The sequence below is a fragment of the Listeria kieliensis genome (assembly GCF_003369925.1).
GTDB classification, from domain to species: Bacteria; Bacillota; Bacilli; order Lactobacillales; family Listeriaceae; genus Listeria; species Listeria kieliensis_A.
The window spans coordinates 988866-1007582 of the sequence record NZ_LARY01000002.1 but is presented as its reverse complement, the minus strand read 5'-3'; the positions used below and the strand labels follow the sequence as shown (position 1 = coordinate 1007582).

At 37.0% G+C, this 18717-nt stretch carries 18 protein-coding genes and 1 tRNA gene; 3 read left to right on the top strand and 16 right to left on the bottom strand.

Going from position 1 to position 18717, the window contains the following annotated elements; all coding sequences use genetic code 11:
• Positions 1-3: 3 nt before the first annotated feature.
• The 10 genes from UR08_RS10725 to UR08_RS10680 form a co-directional block, all read right to left on the bottom strand.
• Positions 4-1263 (bottom strand): O-antigen ligase family protein, encoded by a 1260-nt coding sequence (locus UR08_RS10725; RefSeq protein WP_115753624.1) that lies wholly within the window; start codon positions 1261-1263, stop codon positions 4-6.
• A complete protein-coding gene (locus UR08_RS10720; protein ID WP_205757241.1) occupies positions 1260-2021 on the bottom strand; it encodes a WecB/TagA/CpsF family glycosyltransferase in 762 nt (253 codons plus the stop codon). Before UR08_RS10720 ends, UR08_RS10725 begins: the two co-directional genes overlap by 4 nt.
• A complete protein-coding gene (locus tag UR08_RS10715; protein WP_240616076.1) occupies positions 2011-2655 on the bottom strand; it encodes a sugar transferase in 645 nt (214 codons plus the stop codon). The genes UR08_RS10720 and UR08_RS10715 overlap by 11 nt, the downstream gene beginning before the upstream one ends.
• Positions 2648-3352 (bottom strand): CpsD/CapB family tyrosine-protein kinase, encoded by a 705-nt coding sequence (locus tag UR08_RS10710; protein WP_115753622.1) that lies wholly within the window; start codon positions 3350-3352, stop codon positions 2648-2650. Before UR08_RS10710 ends, UR08_RS10715 begins: the two co-directional genes overlap by 8 nt.
• Before the next feature lie 20 nt (positions 3353-3372).
• Complete coding sequence (locus tag UR08_RS10705) at positions 3373-4059, bottom strand: YveK family protein (RefSeq protein ID WP_115753621.1); 687 nt, start codon at positions 4057-4059, stop codon at positions 3373-3375.
• A 1-nt stretch (position 4060) separates the two neighbouring features.
• Positions 4061-5326 (bottom strand): nucleotide sugar dehydrogenase, encoded by a 1266-nt coding sequence (locus tag UR08_RS10700; RefSeq protein WP_115753620.1) that lies wholly within the window; start codon positions 5324-5326, stop codon positions 4061-4063.
• A gap of 129 nt (positions 5327-5455) precedes the next feature.
• Entirely contained in the window at positions 5456-5905 is a 450-nt protein-coding gene (locus tag UR08_RS10695; protein ID WP_115753619.1) for a DUF4352 domain-containing protein, read from the bottom strand.
• Between the two features lie 79 nt (positions 5906-5984).
• A complete protein-coding gene (locus tag UR08_RS10690) occupies positions 5985-9902 on the bottom strand; it encodes an immunoglobulin-like domain-containing protein (protein ID WP_133296349.1) in 3918 nt (1305 codons plus the stop codon).
• A 676-nt stretch (positions 9903-10578) separates the two neighbouring features.
• Complete coding sequence (locus UR08_RS13205) at positions 10579-10809, bottom strand: DUF3116 family protein (protein ID WP_115753617.1); 231 nt, start codon at positions 10807-10809, stop codon at positions 10579-10581.
• Between the two features lie 22 nt (positions 10810-10831).
• Complete coding sequence (locus UR08_RS10680; RefSeq protein ID WP_115753616.1) at positions 10832-11437, bottom strand: cyclic nucleotide-binding domain-containing protein; 606 nt, start codon at positions 11435-11437, stop codon at positions 10832-10834.
• Positions 11438-11825: 388 nt separating this feature from the next.
• On the opposite strand from UR08_RS10680, the gene UR08_RS10670 reads away from it, so the two are divergent.
• Positions 11826-13022, top strand: a complete 1197-nt coding sequence (locus tag UR08_RS10670) for a multidrug efflux MFS transporter (RefSeq protein WP_240616075.1) — start codon at positions 11826-11828, stop codon at positions 13020-13022.
• Between the two features lie 78 nt (positions 13023-13100).
• Here the strand turns inward: UR08_RS10670 and UR08_RS10665 are convergent, their stop codons facing one another.
• Complete coding sequence (locus tag UR08_RS10665) at positions 13101-13475, bottom strand: phage holin family protein (protein ID WP_115753614.1); 375 nt, start codon at positions 13473-13475, stop codon at positions 13101-13103.
• A 207-nt stretch (positions 13476-13682) separates the two neighbouring features.
• Between UR08_RS10665 and UR08_RS10660 the strand changes: the two genes are divergently transcribed.
• Both UR08_RS10660 and UR08_RS10655 read left to right on the top strand, forming a co-directional pair.
• Positions 13683-14021 (top strand): helix-turn-helix transcriptional regulator, encoded by a 339-nt coding sequence (locus tag UR08_RS10660; protein ID WP_115753613.1) that lies wholly within the window; start codon positions 13683-13685, stop codon positions 14019-14021.
• Positions 14022-14027: 6 nt separating this feature from the next.
• Positions 14028-14480: an ImmA/IrrE family metallo-endopeptidase gene (locus tag UR08_RS10655; protein WP_115753612.1), complete on the top strand. Its 453-nt coding sequence runs from the start codon at positions 14028-14030 to the stop codon at positions 14478-14480.
• A gap of 62 nt (positions 14481-14542) precedes the next feature.
• Here the strand turns inward: UR08_RS10655 and UR08_RS13170 are convergent, their stop codons facing one another.
• From UR08_RS13170 to UR08_RS10635, 5 genes are all read right to left on the bottom strand, one after another.
• Positions 14543-14674: a hypothetical protein gene (locus tag UR08_RS13170; protein ID WP_276309267.1), complete on the bottom strand. Its 132-nt coding sequence runs from the start codon at positions 14672-14674 to the stop codon at positions 14543-14545.
• A gap of 189 nt (positions 14675-14863) precedes the next feature.
• Positions 14864-15166 (bottom strand): bacteriocin immunity protein, encoded by a 303-nt coding sequence (locus UR08_RS10650; RefSeq protein ID WP_205757240.1) that lies wholly within the window; start codon positions 15164-15166, stop codon positions 14864-14866.
• 157 nt (positions 15167-15323) lie between these two features.
• Positions 15324-15396, bottom strand: a tRNA-Lys gene (locus UR08_RS10645).
• Between the two features lie 117 nt (positions 15397-15513).
• Complete coding sequence (locus UR08_RS10640) at positions 15514-16896, bottom strand: amino acid permease (RefSeq protein WP_115753611.1); 1383 nt, start codon at positions 16894-16896, stop codon at positions 15514-15516.
• A 484-nt stretch (positions 16897-17380) separates the two neighbouring features.
• Entirely contained in the window at positions 17381-18673 is a 1293-nt protein-coding gene (locus tag UR08_RS10635; RefSeq protein ID WP_115753610.1) for an adenylosuccinate synthase, read from the bottom strand.
• Positions 18674-18717 lie beyond the last annotated feature (44 nt).

Genomic DNA, 18717 nt, shown 5'->3' with positions numbered 1-18717 from the left:
TTTCTACATTGAATTAATTTTAAGCTTAGAAACAATCCCTCCACACACTAATCCAAGCATGGTTGATGATAATGCTGAGAAAAACACATGACCTGCGAAAAAGCTGTACAACAGCACAACAACTAGTATCACACTGTAAACAGACATTAGTTCTTTTTGAAAGGCTAACTTTATAAAGTAACCAATGAATATCAAAAATAAAATAATTCCTCCAAAACCTATTCCAAAAAAAATATCAAAAAAATCCATTTCAATTAAACCTAATCTGCCAAAATTTTCTTGTCGGTAGGTAAACCCTTGCCCTCCAAACAACGTAAAAATCAAGTGATTATCTTGTAAGAAAAAATTCATTCCGCCTTCCAAAAATTCACTTCTTGAACTAGTCAATAATTTAACTAGATTTCCATCATACAGATAGTAAAAATAAACCATTCGATTATAGGTACCTTCGACCATTTGAAGTATCTTGCCAACCCCATGTAAAATCATCCAAAATACAAAGAGGATGCTACTTCCCCACGCTATAATTCGTTTTAAAATAGAAGTGTTTTTCCCAAACATAAGCATGAACATCACATACAGCATAACCACTAGTCCATATATAACTCCTGTTTTCATGCCAATTAAAAGCAGACAGTAAATATCACTAGCAAATAGAAACAAAATAAAAGCAGCTGAAAAATCCCACTTATTTTTTATTTTTTGAATGAGATGATATCCTGTAAACGTAATGAAAATAATAAACGCACAAGATAAATCATTTTGAGCAAAAAAGTACCCCTTATATCCAGCATTCGAAGCTTCATAAGTTTGTGTCCCTACCCCTAAGAAATATGGAACTAGTAAACCGAGGATAAATAAGAAATTAAGAGCATGAAATAGTTTTTCATAATAATAATTTGGGAAATTACTTCTTTGTTGATAAACAAAATAAGAGATTAGTACTCCTAAAAAATATTTAACAAACACACCAAAATCATCAATAATCCAACCTGTCGTATTTTCCAGAAAAATAGACTGCAATAGAAAAATAAGACTATTTCCTATCACAAATACAAACGTAACGAGCGTATAACTTGATTTTGGAATTGGCTTTGACAAAATAGACAAGATAAGAAAGACAAAAAAGAAAAGTCTATAAAGTACTCCCACGGGTAACATCAAGCCCATAGTTAATAAAAAACCATTCGCTATATCAACAATTGGAAAGACAAGGACTAAGCACATGAAAAAAATAACCGAATAGGGCATTCTTTTTTTCATTTTTCCTGTCCTCTTTGTTTTTTCTCAAACCAAACCTTTTTCAAGAATAACCAATTGCCTATAAGATAACGTGTATACATTCGTCTCGGTTCTTGTATAAAACGGTATAACCATTCTAATCCCGTTCGTTGCATCCACTTTGGAGCTCGCTTTGTTTTGCCTGCAATTACATCAAAACTTCCGCCTACTCCCATTGAAAATGGCACTTGTAATACATCTTTGTACGTATAAATCCATTTTTCCTTTTTAGGACTCGAAAAGGCTACAAACAAAATATCCGGTTTGGTATCAGCTATTTCTTTGGCTATTTGCAAAGACTGATTTTCATTAAAGTAGCCATTTCGATAACCAGCTATTTCCATATGAGGATATTTTTTCTGATGAAGGCTCACTACCTTTTTTACGATCGATTCTTCCGCACCAAAATAAAAAATTCGATATTTATTTTGTGCCGCCAATTCTACTAAACGAATAAATAAATCAATCCCAGCAACTCTTTCCGGAACTTTATAACCCAAAAATCGCGCAGCCCATACTATAGACTGTCCATCCGCATTAATTAATGGACACTGATTGACAATCATTTGAAGTTCCATATCCTCGCTCATTAAATTGATCTTCCCAGCATTAACTGCTACATGTTGTATATTTTTCTTTTGCGTAATATATGATCTTATACACTCCAACGTCTCATCCATCGTTAAACAATCAATATTTGTTCCCAACAAAGAAATTCTCTTAGAACTGTCAATACGCATTGTTTGGCACCACCATAACAATAATCGTTTTGCATATAATTTTGACATCTAAATAAAAAGACATATCCCGAATATACTCCAAATCTAATTCAACCATTTGATAAAAGTCTAAGCTATTTCTCCCACTCACTTGCCAGATACCTGTACATCCTGGTTTAACCAATAGCCGTTGTATTTGGTACGGCGTATATTCTGATACTTCACGTAAAAGAGGCGGGCGAGGGCCAACTAAAGACATATCCCCTTTTAATACATTCCATAATTGAGGAAGTTCATCGAGGCTTGACTTACGAAGAAATTTACCAATTTTTGTTACCCTGGGATCTTCCTTCATTTTAAACATCGCCCCTGAGATCTCATTTTTCGCTTTCAATTCCTCCAATTTTGCTTCTGCATCGTGGTGCATGGTTCTAAATTTATACATCCAAAACTCTTCCCCATCTTTTCCCAACCTAATTTGTTTAAACAAGACCTTCCCTTTCCAGTCTGAGCACTTGATCAACGCAGCAATCAAGATCAATAATGGAGACAAAAACAATAGGCCTAACATAGATAAATGAATATCAAATATTCGCTTTAGACTAAGATAAGATTTGTGTTGTTTATCAAGCGTAATCCACATAGGTTTACCCATCCTTCTCTTCCTTTCGGACATTATGATAATTATCGTAATTTGAATTTATTCTTTTTTTCACCACGCCATTTAATATCGTTCCAGTAACAGGTACTTGTGTCAGCGCTATTTTTTCAAGAGCCAACTTAATCTCTGCTTTTTTTGACCTTCCATAGCGCGTAACGAGAATAACTCCATCTGTTCTAGGAGCTAATAACATAGAATCTGAAAATAATGTTATCGGTGGAGTGTCTATAATAATCATGTCAAATTCTTGTTTTAAGTGTTCTAAGATTAATTTCATTTTTTTCGATCCTAGAAGGTCGCTAGGATTAGGGGGAACAGCTCCGCTAGCCAAAACTGATAAATTTTCAATTTTGGTTTTTTGACAAGCTTCAATAACATCTAATTGATCCATCAATACACTAGACAGCCCGACAAAACCATTTACATAAAAAGCTCTATGGACAGTCGGCTTTCTTAGGTCACAGTCGATGAGTAACGTTTTTTTTCCTTGTTGCGCATATGCAATCGATAAATTCGCTGAAATAGTTGATTTTCCGCTACCAGACTCAGATGATGTAATTAAGAGTGTTTGGACATGTCTATCAATTGAGGCAAAGGAAATACTCGTGCGGATTGATTTAAACTGTTCATTAACTAACGGTTCTAGGCTCAGTGCCGCAATAACTTTATCTCTATTTTTATTTCGTTTCATTTTATAAATAACATCCAGTCCTATTGAATTTTGATTTTACTAAAATCCTCAATCGTCCCTAACACAGTCTGTCCAAATTCCATCTGTAATTCTTGTTCTGTTTGAATAGTTTTATCATTCATAGCTTTTATTGTAATTACAATTAACGAGACTAAAACACCAACAATTAAACTAAGCATTAGCATCAAGGCCCTGTTAGGTTTCACTTCAGAATTTTGATTTGTGACACCAGCGTTAGTTAATATTGTCACATTGTTGACCTTCATAATTTTGGGAATTTCTCGCTTGAATACTTTGGCTGTTTGATTGGCAATTTCCGTGGCCACCTTAGAATTCGTGTCTTGTGCAGTAATTGTTAAAACTTGCGAATTCGCGTTGTTTTTCACATTAACAGCATCACTCAGATCTTCTTTCGAATATTTGCCCTTCAAATTCTGCTTAACAAGATCCAAAATTCTTGGACTCGTTATAATCGTGCTATATGTTTCCACCAGTTTAAGATTTGCTTGTACTTCTTGATCTTGTATATTCGTATTTCTTTCTGTTTGGTTGACTAATAACTGAACTTCACTTTGATACACTGGAGTAGCTATAAACCATAAATAAACGGACATACTCGAAACAATCACAATAAAAATTAAAGCTATTTTAAATTTCATCTTATTTGCGATTGCGCAAATTTTAGTAAAATCAATCGTATCTTGCATACTAAGATTTTTCCTTTCTATATCGTTTAGTTCGAATGTTCCCTAAATTGAAATAATTACTGGTTTTCAAGGAGTCTACTAGAATATTTTTGGTGTCAAATATCACCGCTTGTTTCATATATTCTAACCTTGTCTCATCTAAAAGACTAAACTCCTGATGATCCGATAATATCAGTAGTAAATCACTGTCCAGAGTGGCCTCTTTCCAATCGTTGTACGCAGGAATATAAGGATCGTATATGGTTAGCTGATACCGGTTTTCCGCCTCTAACAACTTCAATACTTCAAGTGCTGGACTTTCTCGAATATCGTCGGTGTCCCCTTTATACGTAATTCCTAAAACAGTTATCTTTTTACCATCAATTTGTCGCATTAATTCCTTTGTTTCCTTCAAAACAAAGTCTGGCATTGATTTGTTAATCTCTCTCGCCCTCTGCATTAGTGGTGTAGTATCTGGAGAGCTTGCTATAATAAAATAAGGGTCAACAGCGAGGCAATGACCACCTACTCCTGGCCCAGGAGTATGAATATTAACACGTGGGTGTTTATTTGCAAGCTTCACAACTTCAAGACCATCAATCCCCAAAACGCCAGCTGTTTTGATCAACTCATTAGCCAAAGCTATATTGACATCCCGATAAGTGTTCTCCATTAACTTTGACAATTCAGCCGCAGATGCCGATGTTTCCACGAGTTCTCCTTTTGTAAAAAGGCTATAGATTTTTGCTCCGTGATGCGAACAGGCTTCTGAAACCCCTCCAATGATGCGATTATTATACTCTAATTCATAAAAAATATTCCCCGGTAAGACACGCTCAGGACAATGCGCCAAAAATACATCTTTTCCAACAGCAAATCCAGCATTTTCAATAAGGGGTTTTATCATATTCTCTGTGGAACATGGAGAAATTGTGGATTCTATGATTACAGTATTCCCTTGGCGAAGCACTGGTATGATGGACCTCACTGCTTGTTGAACATAGTCCATATTGCAACTTTTAAAAACGTCATTATTGTTTGGCGTTGGAACAGATACGATAAATGCATCCGCTTCTTCTACCTCCATTTGCGCCCTAAAATTGTTTTTATTTATTGCTAAACGCAAAGCTTCAGATAAACCTGGTTCTTCAATATGCGTACAGCCTTGATTTAAATCATCAACAACCGTTTTATTAATATCTACTCCAATGACTTCTTGATTATGATTGGCAAACATCACTGCCGTAGGTAGACCAATATAGCCTAATCCTAAAACTATAATTTTCATGTTTATCTCCTTTTGTAATAGTCCTTATCGTTAAATAGATACAAAACCCAAATATGGCAAAAAGCATATTCGCACATGCAAAAAACTATTTGTCATATTTGAGTAGCAAAAGCAACAGTATTTCATCTATCAACTATCCTTGGAAACTGTCCACTTTATAAGTTCTTTATTTTTAGGTTTATAGACTAATGCTTTTATTTTTGTTGTTTCAGGAACGGAAAAAGATACAAATCCTTTAAGCGATTTCCCTGGGAAAATATTATCTCCAAACGCCTTCATAGCCGGATCTGGCTCAATTAATTTATTGCTCGTTGTCTTCAAAGCAAAATCGATTGAACCTAAGCCAAGACTAACAGAGGATCTATTTTCGCCTTTGACCGTAAATGTATAAATTTCCTTTTTTGTATTTACATTTTTATTGACTTCAAGATTTTTGATATCTATTTTTAAACCATCAACCATATCACTACCAGCTTTAGCTTTAATTCCTTCTTGCGACGAATCAGAATCCGCCGTTGTCGAACATGCACCAAGCACCACAATGAGACCTAAAATTACACTCAGCCAAACTTTTTTCATACTTCAACCACCTTCTTCATCAAAGATAGCTCCACCCAACTAAAACTTAGAACAAGTTGGGTGAAACCTATCTAATATACTATTGGATTAATTGAACATCTCTCGTGTCGAGTTTTTGTTTATCTGCACTATAGCCTTCAATAGTCACTTTATCGCCTTTTTTAATTTTGTTGCTTCCTAAATAATAAGAAAATGCACCAACATTAAACTCGCCACCCCAGCTTTTAGGGACACCGTTGACATATACTCTAGCAATCACCATATCTCCTGTATAGGTACCTTTAATTACCTCATCACCAAATTTATAGGTGGCAGAAGTAAATTTCCCAGCTACTGCAACTTCTTTAACTTCGACTTTTTTAGTATCTAGTACCTTATCTCGGCTGTTTAAAGCAATCAGTTTCACATCTTGCCCTTTTTTAATTAGGCTAGACTTCACATAGTATTTGAACTTGCCATTACTAAATTCGCCACCCCAAGATACATGCTTACCATCGATTTTCAACTCTGCCTTAGCAACATCTCCAGTATAGTGTCCTTCAATTGCATCACTACCAAGTGTATATGTTGAAGGTGTAATACTTCCTTTTGAAACTTGTAGAGATATAGGTTTACGATCCAATTGTTTACCATTTTTATCTAGTGCAACAATTTCAATCTTATCCCCATCTTTAATCGAGTTTGTTTTCACATAATATGTGAATTTACCATCTTTAAAGGCGCCACCTGTTGATACATATTTTCCATTTATATACAATTGGCCTTGTGCAATATCACCCGTGTATGAACCTGTAATGTTTGCTTGACCTAACACATAGTCATCAGGTGTAATACTTCCTTTTGTAGCAGCCATCACTTGGACTGGTTTACGGTCTAATTGCTTACCATCTTTATCTAGTGCGACGATTTCCACTTTATCGCCAGCTTTAATTGATCCTGCTTTCACATAATATGTGAATTTGCCATCTTTAAAGGTGCCACCTGTTGATACATATTTTCCATTCACATATAGCTGCCCTTGTACGATATCACCACTATATGAACCTGTGATATTGGTTTGACCAAGCACGTATTCATTTGGTGTAATGCTTCCTTTCGAGGCAGCCTTCACTTGAACTGGTTTGCGATCTAACTGTTTACCATTTTTATCTAGTGCAACGATTTCTACTTTGTCACCAGGTTTAATTGAGCCTGCTTTCACGTAATATGTGAACTTACCGCCGGAGAATGTGCCACCTGTCGATACATATTTACCATTCACATATAGTTGCCCTTTTACTACGTCACCTGCATAAGAACCGGTGATATTAGTTTGACCAATTGTGTAGCCATCAGGTGTAATGCTTCCTTGTAAATCATTCATTAGCTGAACCGGTTTACGATCTAATTGTTTACCATCTTTATCCAACGCAATGATTTCTACTTTATCGCCGGCTTTAATCGTACCTGCTTTCACATAATACGTGAATTTACCATTTTTAAAGGTACCGCCTGTCGATACATATTTACCATTCACATATAGTTGGCCTTTTACCACATCACCTGTATAAGAACCCGTAATATTGGTTTGACCAATTGCGTATTGATTAGGTGTAATGCTTCCTTTTGTAGCGCTTTTCACCTGAACAGGTTTACGATCTAACTGTTTGCCATTTTTATCTAGCGCAATAATTTCTACTTTATCGCCGGCTTTAATCGTACCCGCTTTCACATAATACGTGAATTTACCATTTTTAAAGGTACCGCCTGTCGATACATATTTACCATTCACATACAATTGGCCTTTTACTACATCACCAGTGTAAGAACCCGTAATATTATCTTGAGTGGTTTCATATTCATTAGGTGTAATACTTCCTTTTGAATGACCTTTTACTATAGTTTTAGCAACATTGGATTTATCGCTTCCTAAAAAGGCTTGAGCAGTTACTTCAGTTCCTTCCTTTTGTACAGGAATATTAATACGATAGTTTCCGCTCGCATCTGCTGTTCCAGTTCCAATTACTTTATCGCCGACTTTAATTTCGATGTCTGCGCCAGGTTCCGCCGTTCCAGTTACAACCGTTGAAGTCGTAGTTAGCTCATTAATTTTAGTTTCAATCATATTTGAATTGCTTGTCCGTGTTGACAAACGTGAGTAGTCAAAAATGTCAAAACCAGTACTATTTTGCCCTGTCGTTGGACCACCAAAGTAATCGTATCTGATGTCTCCTACTCTATCGACAAAAAGAGTCGTAGATGTTACATCTTTCCAAGAACCAGATGGTGCAGTTCCCCACGCTTGACCGCGATCCCAAGAATGAAGCTCTTTAACACTATCTAAAATTAAACGTGTTTTCGTAACAGTGGAACTATACCCTTTAATTAGTCTGCCTTTACCTGGCTCGAAATGGTTCCCTTGTTTAATGTCTAACAACGAAGGATTAATAAACTCTAGTTGGCTATTAATTCGTCCACTCAAATCAAATACAGAAGTTGACTGATTGGATAAGGTTTGCGCAACAATTTTCGATCCGCTATCAAAGCGAACAATCCCACTAGCTTTAACTGCAGAGAAAGCTCCCACTTGCGCTGCACGGATATTTGCAGATGTATTTTTAGCAAAATTTACAGATCCGTCCGTATATATACCGTGTTGTTCAGTATTATAAATTTGCAAACTAGATCCTGTTTCAAAGCCTAAATTAGAAGCCGGACCAACTTGGTAAATCCCTTGTTTCGCTTGAATTTTTACCAAGCTGTCTTTTGCAAAACTAATTTTTGAAGCATCTGTTGTATTAATTCCATTTCCAGCTAGTGAATTAATATCCAAAATATTGTTTTGACTAAAGGTTAAATTTTTACCAGAAATAATCCCATTTGCCGCGTGCACATGGATTTCAACGGCTTCATTTGCATTTAAGCCATTTCCTTTTTTGCCTAAATTAATCCCGGTTGTTTTAGCTGTAATATAATTAGTTGTCGCTTTTCCAATATTCAGTGTTCCAGTGTTTATCCCCATATCAGTATCGGATTTAATTTTAAATTCACTATAAGAACCTAGGTTTGTAATAACGTCCGATGAAGAATAAGAGCCACCAGCCAACACTGCCGATTTAGATCCAGAAATATTGTATTCTGTATTGTCTCCTAAAGAAATATTTCCTTTAGAATTAATGGCTGATCCATTGCCAGAGTTAATCTCTACTTTGTTTTTTTCTTTCACTTCAATAGGCTGATTGGAGACCTCGCCAATATTCACTCCAGTGGTGTCAGCTATAATCGCATCTTTCAAAGCATTCACTTTGAAGTCAGAACCTTTTCCAACTGTCAACCCCTTGGAGTTAATTCCACTATCACTAGAACTTTGAATATCAATTGTATTATTTTGTCCAAAATCCACAACTGAACTAGTGCCTGTTGTTTTAATTCCTGTTCCTGCACCTTTTACTTTTAAAGTTACATTATTTCCAGATTTAATCCCCGAAACAGATTGCACGCCGGCACCTGAACTACTTGAATTTCCCGAAGAAAGATCTAGTTTCGCATCGTTTGCAATTTGCAAAGCATTTACAGAAATTGCTCCGTATAAAGAATTTGCATTAATCGTCGCACCTTGACCAATAGACAATGTACTTCCTGAAGCTTCAAAAGCGTATGCTTCATTTGAACGAATATTCATTTCTGCATTTTTACCAATCGAAATCGTTCCTGAAGATGCTACTTTTACTGCACTTTTCACAGCTTCCATTTTTTTAATCTGTGCGTTATCTTCTACTTTAAATTCATTCACATTCGCAATCATTGACGACTCAGAGCCCGATAGCGTATTGTTTTTCCCAGCAATAGTCAATGTACCACCAGCAGACGAATTGAATAGATATCCACTGGAAATGACATCTCCTAAAATATTAAGTGTTGGAGTCGCTGAAGAATCCCCATTATCAAACATTGGATTTGATGATCCATTAAACAACGAAACATCTTGAAGATCAACCCGTGCAGTTCCTGACGTCAATAATTTTTTCCCAGAGAATGATAACTTAAAGCCATTCCCTTCAATTCTTACCGACTTATTGAATTTTAGATCCTTGAGTAACGTAATATCATTTTTAAGTCTGATAACATTGACACTGCTTTCACTACTTAGCGCCTGCTCTAGCTCTGATGGTGTCGATACATCAACTGGTACCTCAGTAGCTCTCGGATTAACTGCTAAGACTCTTTGGATAGAAGGTTTAATTTCTTTTAGCGCTCTTGGTACTTCCATTTTATAAGTTGTTTTTATTTCGTTTCCCTTGGTTGCCTGAGCAATTGCTGGTGAGAAAACTGTTAATTGGCTACCAACGAGCGCAGTAGTAACAATTAAAATACTTCCTTTTTTCAATAATTTGTCTTTCATCTTTTGTTTAATTCCTCCTTTAATAAATTGCGTTCATTTACTTCTTCAACTAATCGATTTGCATCCCCCCTCTAAAAGATAAAATGAATGAAATAATTTGCACTAAAAGCACCTATGACCATTTCCAAGGTTGTTTCTAAACTTAAATACCGACTGGGTCATTTTCAACGTTTTACGATAAACTAAACTACAAAAAACGCAGAATAAAATCTTTTAATTCAAAATTTTCAAATCTTTATTTAGTCAATTACTTCCTTAAAACAAAACTAATTTAATTCCAACACTTCAACAATTAACTACTAATAAGGCTATATGTTTTTCGATACGAAGAACTGCTCTCTCTCCTAATAATGCCTCGCTCCTCTAAAGTATAGAGAGTTTGCAATACTTCATTAAACGTATAGATATGTTGTTTTAGATTAATTTGCAGATCCTTATTTAATAAATTAATCTCGTGAAAGTTCTTATTACATATTCTCTTGATAACTTCTTTTTCCAATGGAGTTAATGGAACACTATCCACTTTAAAGCCCCCAATATAACAATTAGTTTATTTTCATAAATTTAGTGATTTTCTTTATGTTTCGGCTTGCGAAGCTTTCATCCACACTCGAAAGTTTACTTAAAATTCTGTTATTCATACCTACTCCACTATTTTGTTTTTGATGAACGATACTCCAACTTAGGCGTTGTTCTCTTGAACCAAGAAAAGCTAGGCTTTGTTCTTCATACTGAAGGTTTTTTAAGGTTACGTACTTAAGTAATGTTTCCATAAAGGAGGGTTTATTAGTGCAATAATTTAGTAGATATTCTTTATCAATGGAAATAATCGATGTTTCGTCTAAAGCTACTAGCTCAAAAGTTAATCCTATCTTTTCATCGCTAATATTTTCCAATGCTACCAGTTCACTTTCAGCAAAAATCTCATAAATCATGTTATTAATCCCTGGAACATCTAGAATCGCACTGGAAGTTATTGTTTTACTTACTAACAAACTCCCTTTTTTGATAAAATAAATTTTTGATGGATCTGTTGAATGGTATCTTTCTCTTTTACTCATGGAAAACTCGGATAGCCACTGTTTGTCTAGACTGTTCTCTTGAATCTCTGCTACAATCTTTTTGATAGATTTTTTAAGTTCCTTTGTCACAATTTCGTCTCCTAATTTAATTTTTATGGCATTCTACTGAAGAACTGTTCACAGTATAGCAAAAAGATTGTGTCATAATGCCGTTCTCTGCAAAACAAAAAAGGTAAATTTTTGAACATTTATTGAACGAAGTTTGAAAATTCCGATTCCAATCCACCTTTTTCCGTGAACAATAAATATTATATATGAAGAAATAACGTTGTTTCTATCACCTTTTTTAAAAGGAAAATAAAAAATATAATAGAAGCGCTCAATTTTTCTTTTCAAAATAATTTGCAAATGTTTAGTATAGTTGTCCCACCTATTAAACAAAAGCACATATTGACTCTCTCTGTTTACTTTGACATAAAATCGGAGTACGATAAAGCAAACAAAGGAGCGATTTTTCTTGGAAGCAAAATTAAATTGGAAACGAAATCTTTATATTTCCTGGCTAGGTTGTTTCCTAACGGGCGTCAGTTTTAACCTAGTCATGCCGTTTATGTCTTTGTATATTTCAGATCTTGGTGTGACAGATCATACGGAGTTAAATGTCTGGTCGGGGCTTGCTGTCAGCGCAACGGCTCTCACATCTGCACTGGTCTCACCATTTTGGGGTCGACTGGCAGACCGAAAAGGCCGCCGTTTGATGCTACTTCGTGCCTCACTTGGCATGGCGATCACAATGGGGTGCCTCGGCCTTGTTCAAAATGTCTATCAACTGGTTCTTTTGCGGGCACTCAACGGGCTTTTATCGGGATACATACCTAACGCAACAGCACTCGTCGCCTCGCAAGCTCCGCAAAATAAAAGCGGCTGGGCACTTGGATTCCTTTCTACTGGAACGATTTCGGGTACTTTGATTGGGCCGTTAATTGGTGGGTTTCTTGCAGATATATTTGGATATCGACCTGTTTTTTTCATCACTGGATTCGTTTTATTACTTACGTTTTTGCTTACTTTATTTTTCTTGAAGGAAGATTTCAAGCCTGTTATTCGCGAAAAGATGCTTACAACACGGCAATTATTTCAGCGGTTACCAAGCAAAAATCTGGTTCTTGGTCTTTTCTTAACAACATTTATCATTCAAATTGCCAATACTTCGATCAGCCCGATTTTACCGCTTTATATTCGTGAACTCCTTGGAAGCGATGATAACATTTCATTAATTAGCGGGATCATCACTTCTGCACCAGGAATCTCCGCCTTGATTGCTTCCCCGTATCTGGGGAAACTGGGCGATAAAATTGGTAATCACAAAGTTTTAATTGGTGGACTTGTCGCTGCCGCCATCATCATGGTGCCAATGGCTTGGGTACAGAGCCCGCTTGAGCTTGGATTGCTTCGGTTCTTGCTTGGATTCACGACTGGCGCGTTAATGCCTTCCATAAACACTTTGATCAACAAAAATTCGCCGCGTGATTCGTTAAGTAGCATCTTTTCGTACAATCAAAGTTCACAAAGTCTTGGTAATGTGGCGGGGCCACTTATTGGATCGAGTGTTTCTGCTGCATTTGGATACCCGATTGTGTTTTATATGACCAGTCTTTTCTTGCTAGGCAATTTATTTTTCACACACAACATGTTCAAGAAGCATTCGAAATAAGCCAATCAAAATGGGCTAGTGCCACTTTATCGCGCTAGCCCATTTTTTATTTATCTAGTCTCTCCTGCGTTTCTTGCCTTATTTATTTTCATGGTTTTCTCCAGCATTTGTTTTGAACACTTCAACTAGATTTTTTAAAACTTTTGGGACCTTCACTCCTAGTTGCATTAGTGTTTCAATCATTGTGAGTAGCTCATTCGCTAGGTAAAAAAAGGCCGTTCCGTCACGCACCATATTCCCGTCTCCAATGACGAGGTCTGTTTGATGAGCGACCGCGACCACTAGAAAAATAGCTAATTTCTTTAAAAGTGCTTGAATCGCAAAGCGCCACGTGATTTTTCTTCGATTAATAGCGAGAAAAAGCTGAAATAGGTAGTTAATGCTTAGAAAGTATAATAAAACTTGGAAAATGACGTTGCTTTCTCCAAAAATCGAATGCAAGTACTGATCCATTTTTTAGCTTCCTCCCTTCAAAATCGATTTTCCCGTATCAATTTTATTTCCTTCCATGTTTTCAATCCCTCCAATTTTTATCTCTGTATGCATTTTAGCACCAAATCGGTTACATGTAAATTAATTGGTGCTAAAAATACCAAATTGTTTCCAAATAGGTTACAGCATGTTATACTGAAGCTATTCTATAAAAGGAGAAGATCGGATATGGAGCTCAACAAATTTGTAGGAAATAAAATCCGCCAGTTTCGTGAAAATAGTCGGATGAGCCAAGGAGCCTTAGCAACCGAGCTTGAAACAACTCGCCAAACGATTAGTCGCTATGAAAACGGCGAGCGCAAAGTGAGCCAAGATGTTCTTTATCAGCTTGCGGGCATTTTTAATCAACCGATTGATGCCTTTTTTCCGCCAAGGGCGAGTGCAAATGACAAGAACGAGCATGTGCTAACGATTGCCGCTCACCTTGATGATGATGTTACGGAGGAAGAGATGCGCGACATTTTGGCGTATATAGATATGAAAAAGAGGCTCCACCGCGGGGAGTGAGCGAATATGTATGAAAAACTCGTGAATGATTACAAAGATTTTATAACTATTAAGGAAGAAAAAATGCCGAATAAGCTTCCGGGGCTTTTTCTGGACGGCACCATTTTTATTGATAGCCGCAAGACACAAGTTGAAAAGCGTTGCCTTCTCACAGAAGAGTTGATGCACTGGAGATACACTTACGGGAATATCGTGGATCAGAATAGTTTACCTAACCGCAAACAAGAAATTTTTGCGCGACGGCGTGCATTCGAGGAACTAGTTCCGATTGATGAAATTATCCGTTGCTTTTACCTTGGCTTGACGGAATATCATGAAGTCGCAGAGCAACTCGAGGTAACTGAGGAATTTTTGCGGAGCACAGTAGATGCTTACCGGGAGAAATACGGGATGATGTACAACTATGGTCGTTACTATATTAATTTTGGCAACACCATTGATGTGTACCGAAAATATTAATTTCAATCTCAAAATGTTTCATGTGAAACAATAAATCCCTCGCTAAGATTTAGTGAGGGATTTTATGGATTTACTTCCCGAACGACCGTTTGAAAATCCAGTGCCCGGCATTTGATGTCCATAAACATTTTCCCGTCTATTAGTCCTACCATTACAACAAGTGCTACTAATAACCAACACCACTTTTTCTTCAACTAACTCCCGACTTTTTGAAGATATCTATTTTATATGAACTTCTCCGTTTAAAAAATCACATCTTCTCTTAAAACAATATGGATGTTATGTAAAAGCTTAATTCAATTAAACAAAAAACCAACAAGCACAATCTTGTTGGCAACCATTTATATTTATTTCTATATGAGGAGGAATTCACCCTCTGCAATTTAATCAAACTGACCCTTAGACGAATAATCGGAACGGTAGGCTCCATTTAGACCTGCTCTTCCTCCTATTTGAGCTAATTTGTTTATTAATTCTTCTTGATTTCTAGTAAATTTGAGTTTTTCCGTAAAAGCTTTAAAATACAAAAAATTTGCGAGTCGATTAATTAGTGGTGCATCATCTTTAACTCTATCCAATTTGTTATAAACTTTTAATAAAACTTCTTTAACTTCTTCCATATCGGTTTCACTGTTCTTAGAAATGTCATTATAAAGCTCGTGAACAATTTCTTTACTTTCCATCATGAATATATCATCCTTTCGTGTAGTGCCAACCTAGTTTGTCTGTTATTGGATTATGACTTTAGAGTGACAGAAATTATTCATAAAAAAAGGAACAGCCTAAACGTTTTCCAAATGCTTTCGCACCAACGTTTACCTGTTCCGTGGGTTTGGCACCCAATGGGTTATGAGGGGTTCGAACCCCCGACCCGCTGATTAAGAGTCAGCTGCTCTACCAACTGAGCTAATAACCCGTAAAAAAATTGCCAACAGAATAATTCTACCACTTTCTTTATTTTTTGCAAGCATTTTTAATCGAAAAAGCCTGAGCCTCTGCTTTCTTGCCCCCATCAGCCCAAGCTTTTCATTTTTTATTCGCTTAGTCCTTCGCGTTCGTTTTTATGCTCAATCCGTGATTTGCGAATGTAATAAGCAATCAACACGCCAACAAACCATAGCGGCGTAATGAATAGTGCTACACGTGTATCTTCAGCAAACGCTAGTACAACAAGCACGAATGCCAAGAACACTAAAACCGCATAATTCGAAAACGGATAAAGTGGCATTTTGAATTTGCTTTTCTTCGCAAGTTCAGGACGTGTTTTCCGATATTTTAAATGAGCTAGCACAGTAATACCCCAAATAAAGATGAAACATACGGTCGATACACTCGTTACAAGTGTAAATACGCCTTCTGGCATGATGTAGTTTAAAATTACTGCGATTAAAATAACTGTTGACGAGAAAAACAATGCGTTAGATGGTACTTTGTGTGAGGTTAGTTTTGTCATTCTTTTTGGCGCGTTTTTCTCTTTCGCGAGCGAGTAAATCATTCGGCTGGTACTAAACACCGCACTGTTACAAGCCGATGCTGCCGATGTTAAAACTACAAAGTTGACAATTCCCGCTGCTGCTACGATTCCTACTGCCGAGAATACTTGTACGAATGGGCTTTTGGCCGGATCAATCGAATTCCATGGGTAAATACTCATGATGACAAGTAGTGCCCCAATGTAGAAAATCAAAATCCGAATGGGGATGTTGTTGATCGCTCTTGGAATAACGTGCTCTGGATCTTCAGTTTCGCCCGCCGTTAAGCCAACTAGTTCAATACCCACAAAGGCGAAGACAACCATTTGGAAGGATAAAATAAAACCATTAGCCCCGTTCGGGAACCAACCCCCGTGACTCCATAAATTAGTGAACGTTGATGCTCCCGCATCTGTTGAGAAGCCTTTGATAATCATGAATATCCCAATTACGATAAGCGCTAAAATCGCAATGATTTTGATGAGCGCAAACCAGAATTCCATTTCACCAAATAATTTTACAGTTGCAAGGTTCATTACAAGCAAGAGAACTAGAGCAATTAGCCCTGGTACCCATTGTGCGACATTTGGGAACCAAAATTGTGTGTAAAGCCCTACTGCTGTCAAATCGGCCATCGCAATTGAAATCCAACAGAACCAATAAGTCCAGCCAGTTACAAATGCTGCCGCGTTTCCAAAATAGTCTTGCACAAAGTCTACAAATGAATGGTAATTTAAGTTTGAGAGCAAAATTTCACCCAGTGCCCGCATGATTAAGAAACAAATCGCTCCCGTAATCATATAAGCAAGTAAAATAGATGGACCAGCTAAATGAATGGATTTACCTGAACCAAGGAATAATCCTGTACCAATTGCTCCCCCAATTGCAATCAGCTGAACGTGCCGGTTTTTTAAACCACGTGATAATTCTTGTTTCTGTTCCATTATGTACTTCCCCCTCATTATTCTTGGGTCTTGCTTAAACTTTTCACTGCCTTACCAATTTTAAAAAAGCTTTGTCAAAACAGTTTTTTCTCTGATTTTATCATAGCGTAAAATAGAGATTTTGCAAAATAGCAAGAGTGTAATAAATTTCCCCTTTCACAATGTAAGCGCTATCAATATAAAAATTCTACCACCTCTGTTCCTTTAATGCAATAAAAACACTTATAATTTTTTCGACTTTTTTCCTTCTGAATATGACAAAATAGCTATTTATTCAGGTTTCAACACTCAAATTTACAATTTAATTTCAAGAATAAAACACATGATCTGAACTGCATCCAGATTGTGAAATTTTTAATTAGTAGCTAGCGAACCCGCTTCTTCATTATTTCCCGAGAAATAATGAAATTCAAAACAATTAGATAGACCAATTTTTATTGAAAAAAAGCGCCCGCAAATTGTTGCGGACGCATCTCTTCAAAAATCAAGCAAGACGCCACACGCTTTTTACAACATGCGTTTGGTTTCGATCCGGACCAACGGAAAACATCGAAACTTGCACGCCAGTAAGTTGCGCGATTCGTTCCATATAATGACGAGCGTTAGCAGGAAGCTCATCTAATGATTTTACACCCGTGATATCTTCTGTCCAACCTGGTAATTCTTCATACACAGGTTCACAACGAGCAAGGTCTTTCAGGCTTGCTGGAAATTCGGTAATCGTTTTTCCATCAAGTTTATATGCCACACAAATTTTAAGTGTTTCAATCCCAGTTAAAACGTCTAGCAAAGTGAGTGATAAATCGGTTAATCCACTCACACGACGAGCATGGCGCACAACAACACTGTCAAACCAGCCCACACGACGAGCACGTCCAGTTGTTGTTCCGTATTCATGACCCACTTCACGAATTCGTTCACCTGTTTCATCAAATAGTTCTGTCGGGAATGGACCGTCACCTACACGAGAAGTATAAGCTTTCGCCACTCCAACAACATGATTGATTTTCGATGGGCCTACGCCGCTTCCGATCGTCACTCCCCCAGCAATCGGGTTGCTTGAAGTAACAAACGGATACGTTCCTTGGTCAATATCTAGCATAACGCCTTGCGCACCTTCAAATAAGACCCGCTTTCCTTCATCTAGCGCATCATTTAAAACAACAGACGTATCGCAAACATATTCTTTGAACTCCTGACCATATTCGTAATACTCATCCAAAATTTCTTCTAGCGAAAAACCATCCAGTTCATAAAAACGTTCCAACAGACGATTTTTCTCTTTCAAGTTTTGCTCCAATTTTTCTTTAAAGGTTTCTTTATCCAGTAAGTCAATCACACGAATCCCAACACGAGCCGCTTTATCCATGTAAGCCGGGCCAATGCCCTTTTTCGTTGTACCGATTTTATTTGCACCTTTTCGCTCTTCGTCCGCTTCATCAATCCGAATATGGTAAGGCAGAATCAAATGCGCACGGTTCGAAATTCGCAAATTCCGAGTATCAATTCCTTTATCATGTAAATACTTCAATTCCGTAACGAGCGCTTTTGGATCAACGACCATCCCGTTTCCGATTACACTGATCTTATCCTTATAGAAGATCCCCGACGGAATCAAGTGAAGTTTATACGTTTCACCATCAAATTTGATCGTGTGACCCGCATTATTCCCACCTTGATAACGTGCAATTGCTTCCGCGTTCTCCGACAAGAAATCCGTAATCTTACCTTTTCCTTCATCGCCCCATTGTGTTCCGACAACAACAACTGAAGACATGCAAACACCTCTTTTAATAATTTAAGCCCGTCAAAGCAAGCTCC